16 protein-coding genes are annotated in these 17,822 nt (G+C 29.2%); 10 read left to right on the forward strand and 6 right to left on the reverse strand.

What is annotated here, in order from left to right:
- Positions 1-4 precede the first annotated feature (4 nt).
- From Q0998_RS06010 to Q0998_RS06020, 3 genes are read left to right on the forward strand one after another with little or no spacing between them, the layout of a single operon-like run.
- Complete coding sequence (locus tag Q0998_RS06010; protein WP_299667589.1) at positions 5-1,966, forward strand: histidine kinase; 1,962 nt, start codon at positions 5-7, stop codon at positions 1,964-1,966.
- Between the two features lie 5 nt (positions 1,967-1,971).
- On the forward strand, positions 1,972-2,808 hold the full coding sequence (locus Q0998_RS06015; protein ID WP_299667591.1) for a metallophosphoesterase: 837 nt from the start codon (positions 1,972-1,974) through the stop codon (positions 2,806-2,808).
- Positions 2,809-2,822: 14 nt separating this feature from the next.
- Positions 2,823-3,572 (forward strand): LytTR family DNA-binding domain-containing protein, encoded by a 750-nt coding sequence (locus tag Q0998_RS06020; protein ID WP_299667594.1) that lies wholly within the window; start codon positions 2,823-2,825, stop codon positions 3,570-3,572.
- A gap of 302 nt (positions 3,573-3,874) precedes the next feature.
- On the opposite strand, the gene Q0998_RS06025 is transcribed toward Q0998_RS06020, so the two are convergent.
- Genes Q0998_RS06025 through Q0998_RS06035 form a run of 3 tightly spaced genes read right to left on the reverse strand, consistent with a single transcriptional unit; the run spans position 3,875 to position 6,388 of the window.
- The gene (locus Q0998_RS06025; protein WP_299667596.1) at positions 3,875-4,096 is read right to left on the reverse strand and encodes a VF530 family protein; all 222 of its coding nucleotides are present in this window, start codon (positions 4,094-4,096) and stop codon (positions 3,875-3,877) included.
- Complete coding sequence (locus Q0998_RS06030; RefSeq protein WP_299667599.1) at positions 4,089-4,760, reverse strand: NAD(P)H-binding protein; 672 nt, start codon at positions 4,758-4,760, stop codon at positions 4,089-4,091. Before Q0998_RS06030 ends, Q0998_RS06025 begins: the two co-directional genes overlap by 8 nt.
- Positions 4,760-6,388, reverse strand: coding sequence for an aminopeptidase P family protein (locus Q0998_RS06035; RefSeq protein ID WP_299667601.1), 1,629 nt, complete (start codon positions 6,386-6,388; stop codon positions 4,760-4,762). Before Q0998_RS06035 ends, Q0998_RS06030 begins: the two co-directional genes overlap by 1 nt.
- Before the next feature lie 132 nt (positions 6,389-6,520).
- On the opposite strand from Q0998_RS06035, the gene gcvT reads away from it, so the two are divergent.
- From gcvT to Q0998_RS06060, 5 genes are all read left to right on the forward strand, one after another.
- On the forward strand, positions 6,521-7,606 hold the full coding sequence (gene gcvT / locus Q0998_RS06040) for a glycine cleavage system aminomethyltransferase GcvT (RefSeq protein ID WP_299667603.1): 1,086 nt from the start codon (positions 6,521-6,523) through the stop codon (positions 7,604-7,606).
- Between the two features lie 98 nt (positions 7,607-7,704).
- Positions 7,705-8,820: an SDR family oxidoreductase gene (locus Q0998_RS06045; protein ID WP_299667605.1), complete on the forward strand. Its 1,116-nt coding sequence runs from the start codon at positions 7,705-7,707 to the stop codon at positions 8,818-8,820.
- Positions 8,821-8,901: 81 nt separating this feature from the next.
- A complete protein-coding gene (locus Q0998_RS06050) occupies positions 8,902-9,402 on the forward strand; it encodes a mechanosensitive ion channel family protein (RefSeq protein ID WP_299667607.1) in 501 nt (166 codons plus the stop codon).
- A gap of 104 nt (positions 9,403-9,506) precedes the next feature.
- A complete protein-coding gene (locus Q0998_RS06055) occupies positions 9,507-10,328 on the forward strand; it encodes a phosphatase PAP2 family protein (protein WP_299667610.1) in 822 nt (273 codons plus the stop codon).
- 267 nt (positions 10,329-10,595) lie between these two features.
- Entirely contained in the window at positions 10,596-11,252 is a 657-nt protein-coding gene (locus Q0998_RS06060; RefSeq protein ID WP_299667613.1) for a hypothetical protein, read from the forward strand.
- A 105-nt stretch (positions 11,253-11,357) separates the two neighbouring features.
- On the opposite strand, the gene ychF is transcribed toward Q0998_RS06060, so the two are convergent.
- The gene (ychF, locus tag Q0998_RS06065; RefSeq protein ID WP_299667616.1) at positions 11,358-12,449 is read right to left on the reverse strand and encodes a redox-regulated ATPase YchF; all 1,092 of its coding nucleotides are present in this window, start codon (positions 12,447-12,449) and stop codon (positions 11,358-11,360) included.
- A gap of 153 nt (positions 12,450-12,602) precedes the next feature.
- On the opposite strand from ychF, the gene Q0998_RS06070 reads away from it, so the two are divergent.
- Positions 12,603-14,105, forward strand: a complete 1,503-nt coding sequence (locus tag Q0998_RS06070; RefSeq protein WP_299667619.1) for a carboxypeptidase-like regulatory domain-containing protein — start codon at positions 12,603-12,605, stop codon at positions 14,103-14,105.
- Positions 14,106-14,145: 40 nt separating this feature from the next.
- On the opposite strand, the gene Q0998_RS06075 is transcribed toward Q0998_RS06070, so the two are convergent.
- Together Q0998_RS06075 and Q0998_RS06080 are read right to left on the reverse strand one after the other, a co-directional pair.
- The gene (locus Q0998_RS06075; protein ID WP_299667622.1) at positions 14,146-15,489 is read right to left on the reverse strand and encodes a 7TM diverse intracellular signaling domain-containing protein; all 1,344 of its coding nucleotides are present in this window, start codon (positions 15,487-15,489) and stop codon (positions 14,146-14,148) included.
- Between the two features lie 61 nt (positions 15,490-15,550).
- Positions 15,551-16,933: a 7TM diverse intracellular signaling domain-containing protein gene (locus Q0998_RS06080; RefSeq protein WP_299667625.1), complete on the reverse strand. Its 1,383-nt coding sequence runs from the start codon at positions 16,931-16,933 to the stop codon at positions 15,551-15,553.
- Between the two features lie 217 nt (positions 16,934-17,150).
- Here Q0998_RS06080 and Q0998_RS06085 point away from each other — a divergent pair, with 217 nt between their 5' ends.
- A complete protein-coding gene (locus Q0998_RS06085; RefSeq protein ID WP_299667627.1) occupies positions 17,151-17,768 on the forward strand; it encodes a hypothetical protein in 618 nt (205 codons plus the stop codon).
- Positions 17,769-17,822 lie beyond the last annotated feature (54 nt).

Below are 17,822 nucleotides of genomic sequence, written 5' to 3' on the forward strand. Positions count from 1 at the left end.
TTGTTTGTTCATTTTTAAAACAAATGCTCAAGAAAATAGCTTTCAAAAAGTGGAAGCTTTCAAAGAATTTAGAAATTATAAAATTAATGAGATTACCCAAGACAAGTTTTATAATATCTGGTTGGCAACCAGCAAAGGCGTACTGAAATTTGACGGAGTTTCTATTACTAATTTCGATTTTAAAATAGAAGCATCTTCTCAAAATATTCAAACTATTTTTTCTAAAAATGATACGCTTTTTATAGGAAAAAATAAAAGTCTTCATTTAAAAACTCGCAATAAACTCTTAACTTTTGATGCAAAAAATGTCCATAAAATATTTGAATATCAAAATCAAATATTTATAGGTTCTAACCAAGGAATGCTGTATTTTGATAAAGATTTCTTACAACCTTTAAAAACCACATATAATTTAGATTTCTCTTTTATAAATGATATTACTTTTTTCAATAATAAATTTATAGTGGCTTCCAATAGCGGACTTTGGATTTTAGACAGCTTGTTTCAGCCAAAGGAAATAAATTTAATTAGCAAAGGAAATTATTCATCACTTTTAATAAATAGCGACAAACTTTTCGTTGTAAAAAACAAATCAGAAATTGAAGCATTAAATGTTGAAAATAAGTTGGTTAAAAAGTATTCTAAAAATGAAATAACACATATTTCTTTAATCAATGATAAAATATATGTTGCTTCTAAAAATGATGGTATTGATATTTTAAATTCAGATGATTTTATTTTTGAGAAAAGGATGAATAAATACAATAGCAATTTAAATTCGAATACAATTCAGTCCGTTTTTGAGGATGTTGAAAAAAATATTTTTATTGCGACAAATAATGAATTATACATCAAAAAAAATACATCAATTGTAAAAAAACCAACATTAGCCATTGCGGATATTGCTGTTAATTATGTTGCTATAGATTCCATCAACGTAAATTCGTATAACAAGGTGCTGCAGTTAAAACCGAATCAAAATAACATTTCTTTTTTACTACAAAGTGTTTCAATTAGCAATCCAGAAAATATAGAATTTCGATATAAGTTAGACAATTCATTTTCTCCTTGGAACAAAAACCAGCAAGTAAATTTTGCCAGTTTAAAACCTGGTAATTATGAATTCATTACGGAATCTCGTTTTAAAAACAGTACAGAAACCACTACTAAAATTTTCTCATTTTATATAGAAAAGCCTATTTATAAAGAAGTTTGGTTTCTTCTTTTATGTGGCGTAGTTTTGTGTTTGATTTTTGCAGGAATTGTTGATTTGTACATCAGAAATTCTCATAAGAAAAATCAGGAAAAAATCGAAGCTTTAAAACTAGAGAATCATCTGCTTTCTTTAGAACAAAAGGCCTTGCAATTACAAATGAATCCGCATTTTATTTTCAATGTTTTAAACGGAATTAAAGCGTTAGGAAATTCAGAAAATAAAAAGGAATTTAACAAAATAATTTCACAGTTTTCAATACTTTTAAGAAGTGTTTTAAACAATTCTAGACGCACAGAAGTAAGTTTAAAAGAAGAAATAGAAACCTTAGAAAACTATTTAAGTTTAGAACAAACAATGAGCTCTAAAAAATTTAGCTTTTTGATAGAAACGGCGCTCAACAATATAGATTCTGAAGAAATTTTGATTCCACCAATGTTGGTACAACCTTTTGTGGAGAATGCTATTAAACACGGAATTCAGCAAAACTCATCAAAAGGGAAAATTAATATTATTTTTAAAGTAAAACATCGCTTTTTAGAGTGCTTTGTAGTTGATAATGGTATCGGAATTTATCAATCTCAAAAAAATAAAACCACAAAAAATCATACTTCCGTTGCCTTAGAAGTAACTCAAGAGAGAATTGAAAACAGCTCTAAATTCAGTGCTTTTTCTGTGGAAGAAATAAAAGAAAAAGACACTATTTTAGGAACTAAAATTTGGTTTAAAATTCCTTTAAAAACAGATTATTAATAGCTATGAAAAGAAGAAATTTTATAAAAAAAACATTGTTAAGTGCTGCAGGAATGGGTTTATTAACAAGTTTGTATAGTTGGCAAGTAGAACCTTTTTGGTTAGAATTTGTCCATAAAAAAATGCCTATTAAAAATTTACCGAAAGAATTGATTGGTAAAACGTTATTGCAAATAAGTGATATTCATGTAGGCAATAAATTTGATTATCAATTTATAATCGATTCTTTTGAAAAAGCAAAATTGCTTAATCCTGATTTTGTGGTCTATACGGGAGATTTTGTCTCCTATGAAAACGAAGAACAATTAAAACAATTAAAAGATGTTTTTAAGCATGTTGTAAAAGGCAAATTAGGCACTGTTGGTATTTTAGGAAATCATGATTACGGAAAAAATTGGGCAGAACAACATGTTGCCAATAAAATTACCGAGATCTTAGAAAATGCTGGAGTTTCTGTATTGAGTAATTATCAAAAAAATGCGAACGGACTAAACTTTATTGGTTTAGATGACTATTGGGGATTAAATTTTAATCCAACCGAAATAATGGCTACATATGATGCTAAAAAAGCAAATTTGGTTTTATGTCACAATCCTGATGTTTGTGATTTAAATGTTTGGAACAATTACAGCGGCTGGATTTTATCTGGTCATACACATGGAGGGCAAGTAAAACCTCCTTTTCTAAATCCACCAATGCTTCCTGTAAAAAATAAAAGATATAATGCTGGTGAAATCGATTTAAAGGATGGTAGAACTTTGTATATTAATAGAGCTTTGGGAAATTTACATCAAATAAGATTCAATGTAAGACCAGAAATTACCGTTTTTAAACTCTCATAAATATAGATAGATTGATGAAGAAAACAACTGCAATTTTAGTAGAAGACAATAGGCTGGCTTTAGAAATGTTAAAAAATGACATTGTAAATAATCACAAAGAAATAGCAATTATTGGCAACGCAAAAAGTGTGGTGGAAGCTGCAAAATTATTACGCAAAAATCAGCCAGATATTCTTTTCTTAGATATTATGTTAGGAGATGGAACTGGTTTTGATCTTTTAGAAATTTTTCCTGATTTAAAATCGAAAATTATCTTTGTAACCGCCAGTGATGCGTATGCAATTAAAGCATTTAAGTTTGCAGCAATAGATTATATTTTAAAACCCTACTCAGAGGAAGATTTATCAAATGCAATTGAGAAAGCACAATCACAACTACAACCAGAAAAAGAACAACTACAGGTTTTAAAGCAGGCAATTAAAACACCAAACACCAAATTAGAAAAGATATCTTTACATACTTTAGAAAAAATTATTGTTGCTAATATTTCTGATATTATCCGTTGTAAATCAGACAATAACTACACTACTTTTTACTTTAAAAATACTGATAAAATACTTGTTTCTAAAACTTTAAAATTTTATGCAGACTTGCTAAAGGAAGTTGGTTTTTTAAGAGTGCATCAAAGTCATTTGGTTAATATAAAATATATCAAAGAATATATAAAATCTGATGGTGGTTATTTGATGCTAACAGACAATTCGAATGTACCTGTTTCCTCAAGAAAAAAAGCAGAAGTTTTAGTAATTTTGAATGCTTATTAGTACATCAGTATCTGGTCGAGCGTTCCGAACCTTCCGAAGAGACTTAAATAAAAAATAACAAGATCTTAAGTTACTTTGTAAATTGTTCTTTTTTATATAATTTCAATAATGCTCCAAGAGATTTCAATTTTGTTTAAATAATTAAATTCCTAAATCTAAATTAGTAATCACAAAAAAGATGGAATTCCTTTCGATTATGTTCAAGAATGGCTAATTGTTTGAGATTTTTTTAATTTCAGAAAGTAAAGCAAGTAGTGAAAGCTAGAAACCTGACTTCCGCAGGCAGGTAGCTTCTATAAAAATTATTTCAATATTGTTTTTTCATAAAGCCTCTCTACTTTTTCTCTTGCCCAAGGTGTTGTTCTTAAAAATTTTAAACTCGATTTATAAGTCGGATTATTTTTAAAAGCATTGATGTTTAAAATATCTCCTAATTCTTCCCAACCATATTCTTTAAATAGTTCTTCTAAAATAGTTGCCAATTTAATTCCATGCATCGGATTATTGGGTTGTTTTTCACTCATTTTCTTTAAAATTTGCAATCGTTATAATTTTATCTGAACTAATAATAGATTCATGTATAGGTTTATTGGCAAGTATTTTCATACACGTTGCAATTTTTTCTGGATGAATCATTCTATACTTTTTTAAACTTCCAACAAATAGTGGATTTAATAATTTCATGAGTGTTACTCCTATTCTTTCTCCTAGTCTAAATTCGTCTCTCCTGCCACCTATTAAAGAAGGTCTTAAAACAAAAGTATTTTGAATATTTTGTTGTAAAACATCGCGCTCCATTTCTCCTTTTGTTCTATTATAAAAAACAGTACTTGAAGCGTCTGCGCCCATAGAAGACATGACTATAAAAGTAGCAATACCATGTTGTTTTGCCAGTTTTGCAGCAGCTACTGGAATGCCATAATCTATAGCTTTGTATAGATTTTTGTCTTTTGTTTTTGATGCTGTTGTACCAATACAGCAATATATTTCATCTGCTATAAACTCTACTTTTTGGTCTGCTAACTTTAATAAATCAACAAGATGTTCTTCTATTTTATCAGAAGTTTTTTCAACAGAACTTCTAGAAAAAAGTTTTATTTTTGTATACGAATTGTCTGCGATTAGCTTTTCTAAAAGAAATCCTCCTGTTAAACCCGTTGCACCTAATAGGATTGCGGTTTTACCCATTATTTATCTAAATCTGGTAAAACAAAATTATCTAAAACAGATTTTTTTGCCATCATTTGTTCGATTTCTTGAACTGTTCTTGGTGCTTCTTCGGATAAATTTACAGGACCATTTTTAGTAACTAAAATATCGTCTTCAATACGAATTCCTATTCCCCACCATTTTTTATCGCAGTTACTACCATTAGGAATGTAAATTCCAGGTTCCATAGTCACCACCATATTTTCTTCGAAATTACCATAGTTTCCTGGATCATGCACATCTAAACCAATATGGTGCGAAGTACCGTGTGGAAAATAAGGATGCTTTTCATCAATAGATTTTATGATTCCTAATTTCAACAAACCTTTATTGACAACTTTTCTAGCAATCTGATTCGGTTTTGCCATACTTTCGCCAATTACATAGGCCGCAATTCCTGCTTCTTGCGCTTTATATACAATATCATAAATCGCTTTTTGTGCCTCGGTAAATTTTCCGTTTGCAGGAATTGTACGTGTAACATCTGCTGTATAACCTCTATATTCTGCTCCTAAATCCATTAAAACTAAATCGTTTCCAACAGCTGTCTTATTGTTTTCTATGTAATGTAAAATACAACCATTGTTTCCTGCACCAACTATTGAAGGATATCCTTCATATTCTGCTCCGTATTTTTTGTAAACAAATTCGTGAATTCCTTGCAATTCAGTTTCAGACATGTGTGGCTTCATGGCTTTCATTACTTCTACTTGACCAATGGCAGAAATTCTTACTGCTTTGGTAAGTAATTTTAATTCTTCCGCAGTTTTTACTTCTCTTAAAGTTGCTAAATTTGTAGATAAAAATGATTGATCGATATTTGTTTTAGCTTCTAATTTCAAAGAAATTTTCTGTTGTAAATCTTTTTTTAGTTGCGCATCTGTAGCCTCTTTATATTGCATTAAATCTTTATCATTTTTTAAAGATGGATCGTACGCCAAAGCTCTACCAATTACCTGTGCAACATTGGCACTATTTTCTATTGGAGTAGATTTTACCAATTCATACACTTGTTTTTTTACAGGTGATAAAAAGTTATTCGGATTATATGCTGATTTCTCTTTAAAAGCAACTACTAAGTCGTAAACTTCTGCAGCATTTCTTGATGAATTTCTATAATCATCATTAAATTTTTCAATAAAAATTCGATCAAACTTCTTAAAATCAATTGTTGTATTTACAAACTCTTCAGCATTCATTGCTTTAGAAAATCCTAGTACATTTATTGCGCCTTCAACGCCTAAACGTTTTCCATTCCATTGTTCTGCTCTTGCATCTCTTTTTTGGACGTATAAAATTTCGTTATAGATATTTCCATCAGCATCAGTTTGGTTTTCCGAAAACATCACCAAAACACCGTTGGGTTCTCTATAACCCGTTAAATAATAAAAGTTTGGATCTTGATGAAACACATAATCTACATCATTTGCTCTATTTCTAATTGAATTTGCAAAAACTACCGCCACAGAATTCGCTGGCATTTTAGCACGCAGTGCATCTCTTCTACTCTTATGAAATGCTGCCGATAAAAAATCGGTTGGCGTTTGTGAAAATCCGCTAAAAGAAACGGCTAAAAAAGCAATAAATAGAAATTTAAAAATCTTCATTTCAATTGGTTTAATGGTTGTTTTTTCAAATGTACTGTTATTTATTTTTTAGTTAAAAATATTAACAAAATATTAGTGGTCGTTAATTGCGAATTTTTCAATAATTTAGCTGAAATTTAAAGAAATCTATCAATGAAAAATATAGCATTACATTCTGTTCATGAAAGTTTAAACGCAAAAATGGTTCCTTTTGCTGGTTACAATATGCCAGTTCAATATGAAGGGGTTACTGCAGAACATTTAACGGTAAGAACAGCTGTTGGTGTTTTTGATGTAAGTCATATGGGTGAATTTTTAGTGAGTGGAAAGCATGCATTAGCTTTGATTCAGAAAGTGACTTCTAATGATGCTTCTAAGCTAGAAATTGGGGATGCACAGTACAGTTGTTTTCCAAATGAAGAAAACGGAATTGTAGATGATTTGATTTGTTACAAAATTAAAGAAGATCAATATTTATTGGTAGTAAATGCTTCTAATATTGAAAAAGATTGGAATTGGATTTCAAAATATAACCAAGAATTTAATGCCAATTTAAAAGACATCTCCGAAGAGTATTCCTTGTTGGCAATTCAAGGTCCAAAAGCGGTGAAAGCGATGCAATCTTTGTCTTCATTAGACTTGGCAGCCATTCCTTTTTATAAATTTAAAGTGGGTGACTTTGCCGGAATTGAACATGTTATTATTTCTGCAACTGGATATACAGGTTCTGGCGGATTTGAGATTTATTGTAAAAATACGGATGTGGAACAAATCTGGAATAAAGTTTTTGAAGCGGGAGCAGCATCTGGAATTAAACCCATTGGTTTGGCCGCAAGAGATACATTGCGTTTAGAAATGGGCTATTGTTTGTACGGAAATGATATTGACGACACCACTTCACCGATTGAAGCTGGTTTAGGGTGGATTACAAAATTCACGAAAGATTTTGTAAATGCAGAAGCTTTGGCGAAGCAAAAAGAATTGAAACCAGCCAGAAAATTGGTTGCTTTCGAATTGAATGAAAGAGGAATTCCAAGACATGGATATGCTATTGTTGATGGCAAGGGAAACGAGATTGGAAATGTAACTTCAGGTACCATGAGCCCTTGTTTACAAAAAGGAATTGGAATGGGTTATGTTCCTAGCATTTTCGCCAAATCTGGAACTCAAATTTACATTCAGGTTCGTAAAAAAGCAATTCCTGCAACTATTGTAAAATTACCTTTTTACAAAGGCTAAATTAACATATTTTAAACCTCACGCTCGGAGTTTCAGAATTGTGAGGTTTTTACTTCAAAAAATCTTTTCACTGTTGAAATTTCATTAAAAGTATACGTATGAATTGTTTGTTAACAGGTGGAACAGGAATTGTTGGAAGTCATATTATTTTTGAATGGATACACAAAGCCATCGTTGAGAAAACAGTAAACCATCTTTTTATTGTAATAAGAGACAATGAAAAACCTGCGAAACAACGATTATTAGATGTGATACAAGACAAATCTCGTCCAGATTTTTTAAATAATTTCACTTTAGAAGCTTGTTTAGAGAAAGTAACGGTAATAGCTCATGACTTAGCTACCATCACAAAAGAAATTCTAGAAAAACATGTTTTTGATACCGTTATTCATTGTGCTGGCTCCACAAGTTTGTTACATACCAAAGATTCTAAACAAATCGTACACGCTCAAAACTATCTAGTAACAAAAAAACTTTTAGAACAATTACCAACATCTGTAACTCGTTTTATATACATCAGTACCGCGTATTCTTTTGGCATTCAAGATAAAAAAGTAGACGATACGATTGAAAATTATGAGGTAACTCATTTTAGAAATCCGTATGAACAATCTAAATATGAAAGCGAACTTTATGTAAAAGAAACTTGTAAATTGAAAAATATTGCTTCTCAGATTTTAAGACCAAGTATTGTTTGCGGACGTTTGATAGATACCCCTTTTTATGAAACACCAAAATATGATGTATTTTATTCTTGGGCGATTTTTTTAGATAAATACGCAAAGAATTCAATAGAAAACTTTAGAATTTGGATAGATAAAAAAAGTGGATTAAATATTGTTCCTGTAGATTTTGTTTCTAAGGCAATTTTGTATGCTTTTTTAAATCCAGAAATAAAGGAATTGAATATTATAAATCCTACACAAATATTGCACAAAGATTATGTTGGTGATGTTTTACAATCTTTTAATGTAAATTCTTATGAATATGTAGCTGAAAGACCAGCGCATTTGAATGCTTTTGAACAACTCTATTATAAGAGTATTGGGGTGATTTTTGAAAAATACATTTCCATTCCAGATTTGCAATTCCAACCAAAATTAATTTTAAGGCTTATAGAACAGTTGCAATTAGATACTACTTTAGGTGTTCATAAAAATTTTATGAACCTTATTAATTTTTCTGTCCAAGAGAAATTTAAAAAAAGTTATTAATTTAGGGCAGTAATCTTAAAACAGCTATCTATAAAACAACCTACTTTTATATAAAAACCTCATTAACGTAATCTAAAAACAATGGATATAAAATATATTAAAATCATTGAAGCCTTTATTGTTTTCTTCATTTTTATTATTGTGAGAAGAACTTCCAATAAAATTATTACAAGAACAAGAGAAAATAAGTTCATGCAGAAACAAAGAGGAGAAATTGTAAAAAAAGCAATCAACCTCACTTTTTTAGTGGTGACCATTACTATAATTTTAACAATTCTTGGAGTTAATCAGTCTGATCTCATCGTTTACATAGGCTCTATTTTAACGGTTGTTGGGGTTGCATTTTTTGCACAATGGTCTATTCTTTCAAACATCACTTCAAGCATTATTATCTTCTTCAATCATAATGTAAAATTAGAAGATTCCGTTACCATTATGGAAGGGAAAGAATATGAAATAAAAGGAAAAGTTAGCAATATTGGGTTATTTTTTGTAACCATTATAACAGAACAAGATGAAGAAATAACCTTGCCAAACAACATATTTATTCAAAAAATGCTAAAGAAGAAAAGAACAGTTTAAAAGTGATTTTTCAATTTAAAAATTAATTCTTTTTGAGTCAAAATTTTGAGTATTTGAGATAATTGAAAATTTCAATTTTTTATTTTTTTGTAGAAAATAAAGATATGAAATTTTTGAAATTACTTTTAATTACGGTTTTTATCACACAAGTTACTTTTGCTCAAAAGGGCAACTCTCCATATGAGTGGAAATGGAAAAGAGATGGAATTTGGACAGCAGGTGCATTTGCGGCTACAGCAGGTGGTATCTACATTATTTCTAAAAAAGATAGCTATTCTGATGCAGATTTAATTCGAATCAGAAGCGAAAAAGACGATATCAATTTTATAGATCAATGGGCTGCTGGTAATTACTCTGAAAGCGCTAGTAAATTAAGTGACATTCCTTTTGCCCTTTCTTTTGCAGCTCCTTTTGCACTTTTATTTGATGATGAAGCAAACGAACATTCTGGACAATTATTTGGGATTTATTTAGAAAGTTTAGCCACAACTTCTGCGCTATTTACAATTTCAGCGGGTTTGGTAGACAGAAGTAGACCTTATGTTTACGGAACAGATGCCCCTTTAGAACAACGTAAAAGTGTTTCTGCTACTAGATCTTTTTATTCTGGTCATGTTGCTGCAACCACAACTGCAACCTTTTTTGCAGCAAAAGTATATCAAGATTTTAATCCAGATTCCCCTGCAGTGCCTTATATCTGGGCAGGAGCTGCGCTATTGCCTGCTGCTGTTGGATATCTAAGAATTAAAGCAGGTCAGCATTTTTTATCTGATGTGCTATTAGGATACGGTTTAGGAGCAATTGTAGGCTATTACGTGCCTGAATTGCATAAAAAGAAAGAAAATTCATTTTCATTTCAACCCGTTATGGATCAAAATTTTTATGGCAAAAACTATCAGGCAATAAGTTTAAGGTATCGATTTTAGAGAAACAAAACAATCCCAATGAAAATTCATTGGAATTTTCTAGCAAACTAATTTCTAAATTTTTTTCTAATAATAATCTATTATAGTGTTTTTTTTAAATCTTTTCCAGAATCATAAATTATTTATTCCTTTTTTGGTAAAAAAACAATCGCTATTTAATACAGACTATAAGAAAAATATATCTATTTAAAAAACAGGTATTTATACTCTATTATAGTAGTTCTTGTTAAATTAATTTTACATTATACTAATCTTAAAAATTTAATTATGTCTATTGTAACAATTAAAGATGAAGCTGAAGCTTTAAAGAAAATTTGGGATTCACTAACAGGTTTGTCGATTGCATGGGAAATTGAGAATACTAATATTGACAATTGCGAAATGATTGAATGTAAGCAATCATCGGGGACTAGAAAAGGAACTTGGGATAATATTCCTTCTGAAAATGCTGAAGAATGCGGAACTCAGCATGACTCAATTTTTGGAACTCACAACATAGGAGGAGTAGTTTATGCTCTAGGAAATTCTGGTTGCTATTTTGGTGTAGCTTGGGATGATCCTTCAGTAGGATCAGCACAATATGGTTGGGCCTATGGTGATGAAAATTCCGTAAAAAAACATATTGAATCACTTTGGGATGGATTGGATGGTCCAGATATAAGTGGAGCTGCCTCCAAAACTTTAGTAACTGGATGGGGAGTAACAGTTAAAATCCAGCCAGGGTTTGATCCTTTTAAGATTAGTTTTAGTACTTCATCTTCTTTAAATAGGGTTGAGTTATCTGAATCTAATAATTCGGTTGGAACTCCTAGAAAAGACAAAACTGAAACGAAGATTAATGTTTATAGTCGTTTACACCTTGCAGAAAAACAGGAAATTATGGCTAAAGCATTGATGGAAAGCGCTCAAAATCTCCGTAAATAATAATTTAATATCATAAATTAATAAAAATCCCAATGAATTTCATTGGTTTTTTTTTACATTCTTTAATATTTAATATTTAGCTAAAACAAGTGCAGCATGAAAAAATTATACATTGAATCTAAAGTGCATTACATCACCATCCTTTACAATGTATTCCTTACCTTCTACTCTCATTTTACCAGCTTCTTTCACTTTTGCTTCAGAGCCAAAAGCAACATAATCGTCGTAGGCAATTGTTTCTGCTCTAATAAAACCTTTTTCGAAATCTGTATGAATCACTCCTGCTGCTTGAGGCGCTGTAGAACCTATTGGAATGGTCCAAGCTCTTACTTCTTTTACACCTGCAGTAAAATAGGTTTGTAAGTTTAATAATTTATATGCAGAACGAACCAATCTAGAAACGCCCGCCTCTTCTAAACCAATATCTGCTAAGAACATCTGGCGTTCCTCATAATCGTCTAATTCTGTAATATCTGCTTCTGTGCCGACTGCCAATACAATAACCTCTGCATTTTCATCTTTTACAGCTTCTTTTATCTTTTCTACATAATCGTTTCCTGAAACTGCTGATTTTTCATCAACATTACAAACATACAGTACTGGTTTTGCAGTAATAAATTGCAATGATTGTACAAATTCCATTTCTTTTTCTGTGAAATCTAAAGCCCTTACAGAAATACCTTTTAACAACGTTTCTTCAACTTTTAATAACACAACCAACTCTGCTTGTGCTTCTTTGTTTCCTGTTTTTGCAGTTCTTTTTACTCTTTCTAGTCTCTTTTGAACGGTTTCTAAATCTTTCAATTGTAGCTCAATATCGATGGTTTCTTTGTCTCTAACGGGGTCAATCGAATTATCAACATGAATAATATTATCATTATCAAAACAACGCACTACATGTAAAATAGCGTCTGTTTCTCTAATATTTGCTAAAAATTGATTTCCCAAACCTTCGCCTTTACTGGCTCCTTTTACCAAACCTGCAATATCTACAATCTCTACGGTTGCAGGCATCACACGCTCTGGATTTACCAATTCTTCTAATTTTTCAATTCTTTTGTCTGGTACATTTACCACTCCTAAGTTAGGTTCAATCGTACAAAAAGGAAAGTTGGCACTTTGCGCTTTTGCATTCGATAAACAATTAAATAAAGTCGATTTTCCTACGTTTGGTAATCCTACAATTCCAGCTTTCATTTCTATAAATTTTTAAATGATAAAAATATTAACTTCATTTTGGTTAATAGTTCTTAAAATTTTGAGAATGCAAATATAATACTTTGTTAAATTTAAATCCTTTTTAATTTAGGAATTTAAAATTGTACTACATTTCTTAAAATTAAATAAGCAATGACCAAAAAAATACTTCTAACTCATCTGTTTTTATGTGTTACCGTGCTTTACTACGGACAAACAATTTCTGGGAAAGTATTTTCTAAAAATTCAAATAAGGCTATTGATAAAGTTGCAATTTCTACAAACTTAAAAACAGGCACCACCTCTAACAGGTTTGGCAACTACACACTCAATTTAAATAATGTAGATTTTATTACATTTTCTTGCTTAGGCTACCAAACCAAAACATTCACTATTATAAATTTAAGAAAATTAAACTTCAAGGTTCATTTAGCTGAAACGGTAAATCAATTAGATGAAATTGAATTAAAAATAGCTAAAATTTCTTTAGATTCTTTATTGATGAAAACATGTAAGAGCATGAAAGAAAACTATGTTTCTGAAACTGTAAAACAAGAGATCTATATTAGTGATGCTCAAAAAATGAATTTTCAAAAATTAGATTTAGAACTAAAAACTAGTTCTTTAATAGATAAAAAAAATAGAAAATCAGCACAACATGAATTGGAAGAGTTCTCTAATAGATTGCTTATAAAATCTCCAGAATTTACTACTGAGTTCTCAGGAAGTTTATTTTCAAAAAAAATTACATCTAAGAAAACAAAGAAAACCTTTACAATTGTAAACGTGGATAGCGTTCTTGGTTATAAAAAAAATGAGATAGAAAAAGGATTGACGTTAAATAGCATTCAAGAAAAATTTCAAAATATTGTTTTAAAACATTTAAATACAAACAAAACCTATAAAATAAAAACAGGACTTTTTAAAATTGAAGATTCTCTGTCTTTTAAAAAGCTATCTGAAATAAGTGATTCCATAAAAAAAGACAATTCTTACGGTGAATTCAAAATAACAAATTATAAGAGAGATGCAGATGTTACAGGTGTATTTGTATTAAAAGAAAATGCTTCTAATTTTTTAAGTGAAAAATATTATAAACATCAATTAGAAAAAAGTGAATATTTAGGAGCTAATAAATTTTATGTCATTTCTTTTGAACCTAGAAAATCGAAAGCAAAATTTTTAGGAAAAGTATATGTAGATCCTATAGATTTTACATTAAAAAAAGTAGTTTATAAATTCGCAAAAGGCAAGCGTGGAGACCATATAAATTTAAAGTGGGTATTAGGAGTTAAATATTCTGAAAATGAAAATTCTGGAATTATTTATTATGAGAAAGATCCACTTGGTAAAGTGTTTACCTCTTATTACAGAAATACTACTAAAAATTATGCATACATCAATAGACCCATCAAATTTATAGAGAATTCTAAGGATAAAGAAAAAGTAAAGTTTAACATCAAAATTGAAGTTGTCGTTTCAGAAAATACTGAGATATTGCTAAAAAATACGATTTCAATTTTAAAAGAATCGGTAAAAGGTTATAAAAAAGAAGATTTTAAAAAAAGACAAAAATATATTTCGAAAGAAATGTATTTATCCTCAAATTGGAAGGATAAACAATTGGTAAAAGAATATTTAAAAAAATACGAATAGGATGAAGACTTTTAATTTTTAATTTTTCGCAAGTAATATACTATTTGATTTTAGAAAACATATCTATTGCTTCATTTTTACTATTGATATTTAATTTTTCGTAAATATTTCTAATATGATATTTTACAGTGTTTAATGAAATATTTAAATCTGAAGCTATTTTATTATTTGCAAATCCTTTATATACTAAAAGCAATACGTCTATTTCTCTTGTTGATAGTTCGTATTTTTCTTCTAAAAGATTTTTATTAATAAGATTTTTATCAATATCAAAACGATCTTGAGAATTACTTTTTAATTTCTGAATTTCATAAATATATTTACTAATTTGAGTTCTGTAAATTTCATTTTCTCGTTGTAAAACTTTTACTCTGTATGTAATTGCATAGGTTAAAATTAACATTTCAAAAAAAGCAGCGAACTTTATAGTACTTAGAGAAACTGTAAAAATTTGTAAGCCCCAATCAATTGGAGCTATAAATAGAAATGCAGAAAATAATATTAGAGAATATCCAGCTACAAAAAATCTTGCAAATTTATTTGTTTTAGAAATAATCAAACCAATACACCAATAATGAAGAAGAACTAACAAAGAAAAACTATCTCCAATAGCGCTGAATAAGAAACTCCCTGTAAATACATAGGCTAAATAAAATACAAAAGCCAATGCAAGTAAACTAAAGCTTACTCGATTACTTTTAGGAATGTATTTATTGATTGATAAAAATTGATTTGCAAAGATTGCTCCAAAAACAGCAATTAAAAAATGTGTAATCGCACTATAATATTTTAAGAAATAAGCTGGCAGATAATTATTAAACAATCCGTCATAATCAGAAATTCCTAAAGTAATAGCAATTAAGAAAAAAAAGTAATATAAAAATCCAATATCTTTTAATGAAAAATAGAAAAATAGGTTTACCAACAAAATCATCAATACAAAACCGTAATAAATACCATTCATAAAGAAGAAGTATTTTTCAGACAATTGGCTTGCAGTAAACCTTTCAATTTTTAAATTAATGTGAACCTGTTTTTCAAAATTTACTTTTATGTAATATGTGTTATTTTTTGTATCATTCTTAATAAGATAAGAAGGTCTGGTACTATCAATAAGTATTTCGTCTATTTTTTGTGAATCGTTATAGAAAGACAAATTATTTATAGAATTACCAGCAATATCAAAAACAAGTTTATCATTAGCATCTTCTACAGGCAAAACAACTTTGAACCAATAAATTCCATTTTCATAACCTAAATTAGGAGAATCTAAAGCAGTCATTTCCTTTCCCTTTAAAGAGGTAATGGTTTCAGACTGATTTACGTCATGAAAATAAGCAATAGAAAATGGAATATTATAGTCATTTTTAGCACAAGAACTCAATAGCAAAAAGATTAGAATACAAGCAAAAAAGCTTTTGTATTTATTGAAACTAAAACACATACTACATATCATCATTAATTTGAGCATATAAATTAATCGCTTCCTTTTTATTTTTAATATTTAGTTTTTGATAAATATTTCTAACATGAAATTTTATAGTATTTAGAGAGACAAATAAATCATCTGCAATTTTTTGATTGGTATATCCTGCGAAAATTAAAGGCAAAACTTCTGCTTCTCTATCAGACAAGTTATGTTGATCTATTATTTGTTGTACTGTAATTATTGTCTTTTCGTTTACTTTAGTATTTAGTGTATTTAATTTTTTAAAATAGTCCTGAATTTCTAGTTTAAATTGTTCGTTTTCTTTTTGCAAAACAGTTACTCTATACGTAATGGCATAGGTTAAAATAAGTACCTCAAACAGCGACCCAAATTTTATACTGTCCAAAGATGTGGTATATATATTTAGTCCCCAATCAATTGGTAATATGAATAGCGCTGCAGAAAATAAAACTAAAGAATATCCAATAACAAAGAATTTTGCAAACTCATGTTTTTTATAAATAATGATACCAACAATCCAATTGTGTAACAACACAAAAAAGGAAATAGTATCTGCAATAGCAACAAATAAATAATGGTTTGTGATAAAAAATAATAGATAATTAACAACTGCTAAAAAAAGTAATGCAAAACCTATTATATTACTTTTTGGTAAGTAATAATTAGTGTTTAAGAATTTATATCCAAATAAAAATCCAAAAAATGTAATGGAGAAATGAGTTATAACACTAGTGTAGTATGATAAACTTTCTGGCAAAATAACTTGCAATAAACCATCATAAGACAAAACGCCTAAAATAATTGCTGCTAAAAAAAAGCAATAATATATAAATGTTTTTTCCTTTAAAGAAAAATAAAAAAAGATGTTGAGTAATAAGCCAACTAATACAAACCCATAATACAAACCATTGGTGAAAAAATTATGTTTTTCTTGAAGTTGTATTTCATTGTATACTTTGATTTTCAGTGGAAAATACACCTCGTTCTCAAAAAGCACTCTCAAATAATAAACAGAATTTTCTGATGAAAAAGGGACTAACAAAGAAAAATGGGTATCGTCTAAATGTTGAATAGCGACTTTTTTTGAATTTTGATAAACAGTAATTCCATGAATATTACTTTCTGGCAAGTCTAAAACAATTTGTTTATCTGACAAAGCTGATTTTATAGTTATTTTAAACCAATAAACCCCATTTTCAAAACCAATATTTGGACTTTCTAATTTCTTAAATTTTTTTTTTAAAATAGATTCAATTGTTTCAGTTTGCGTTAAATCTTCTAAATAAGAAATTGAAAAATTTAGATTTTTATTGTCTTCTACTTTTGAGCAAGAATTTAATAAAAATATAAAAATTAAATAAAAAATAGTTTTATTCAAGAGTTTGTAAATTTAAGCATCAAATATAAGGAAGTGTACTAGTTTAAATTGATTTTTAGAAATTTTTTCAATATTCTTTTTCTTTTCAAAACCATAGAAAAATACTTTAGAATCTACCTAAAAATAGTGAAAAAAATGAAAACTACCCTTTTTGGGTGGGAAAATAATGTAGTGCTAAAGGTAGTTTCGCCATATGAAAATCATAAAAATTTTAGTCATGAACAAAACTACAAGACTACTACTACAAAGTATATTTTTATTAGTAATCTATTTTAATTCTTCTGCTCAAACTCAAATAGGAGCAGATATTTTTGGGGCACCACCTACAAGGCAAGGGCAAAAAGTAGCCATTAATAATGAGGGTGATATTATAGCATCTACTACAAGCACAAATATAAATATTTATAAAAACAATAGCGGAACATGGTCTTTACTTGGAACAAATATTAATGATGTTGTAGGTTATAGTGTAAGTATGAATAATGATGGAACTATTGTTGCTGGAGGAAACAGATCTGCAAACAGTAGTACAGGAGAAGTGAAAGTTTTTAAATATTCGAGTAGTACAGACCAATGGTCTCAAATAGGAAACACAATTTTTGGAGAATCGTCAGGTGATCAATTTGGCTCTTCTGTAAGTTTAAATGAAACCGGAACTATTGTAGCAGTTGGCGCACCAAGAAATGATGGCTCCAATTCAGATACAAATTTTGATGGAGGACGTGTAAAAGTTTATCAATATGATAGCACTAGTAGTAGTTGGATACAATTAGGTAGCAGTATTGATGGATTATTAAAAGAATATGAATTAGACCCGTTGTGCATTTTGAGTTAAATGTATTCCAAAATGTCAGTTCGAGACCCGAGAAAAATTTTTATCAAGCGGTTG

This window comes from uncultured Polaribacter sp., assembly GCF_947501385.1.
GTDB lineage: Bacteria > Bacteroidota > Bacteroidia > Flavobacteriales > Flavobacteriaceae > Polaribacter.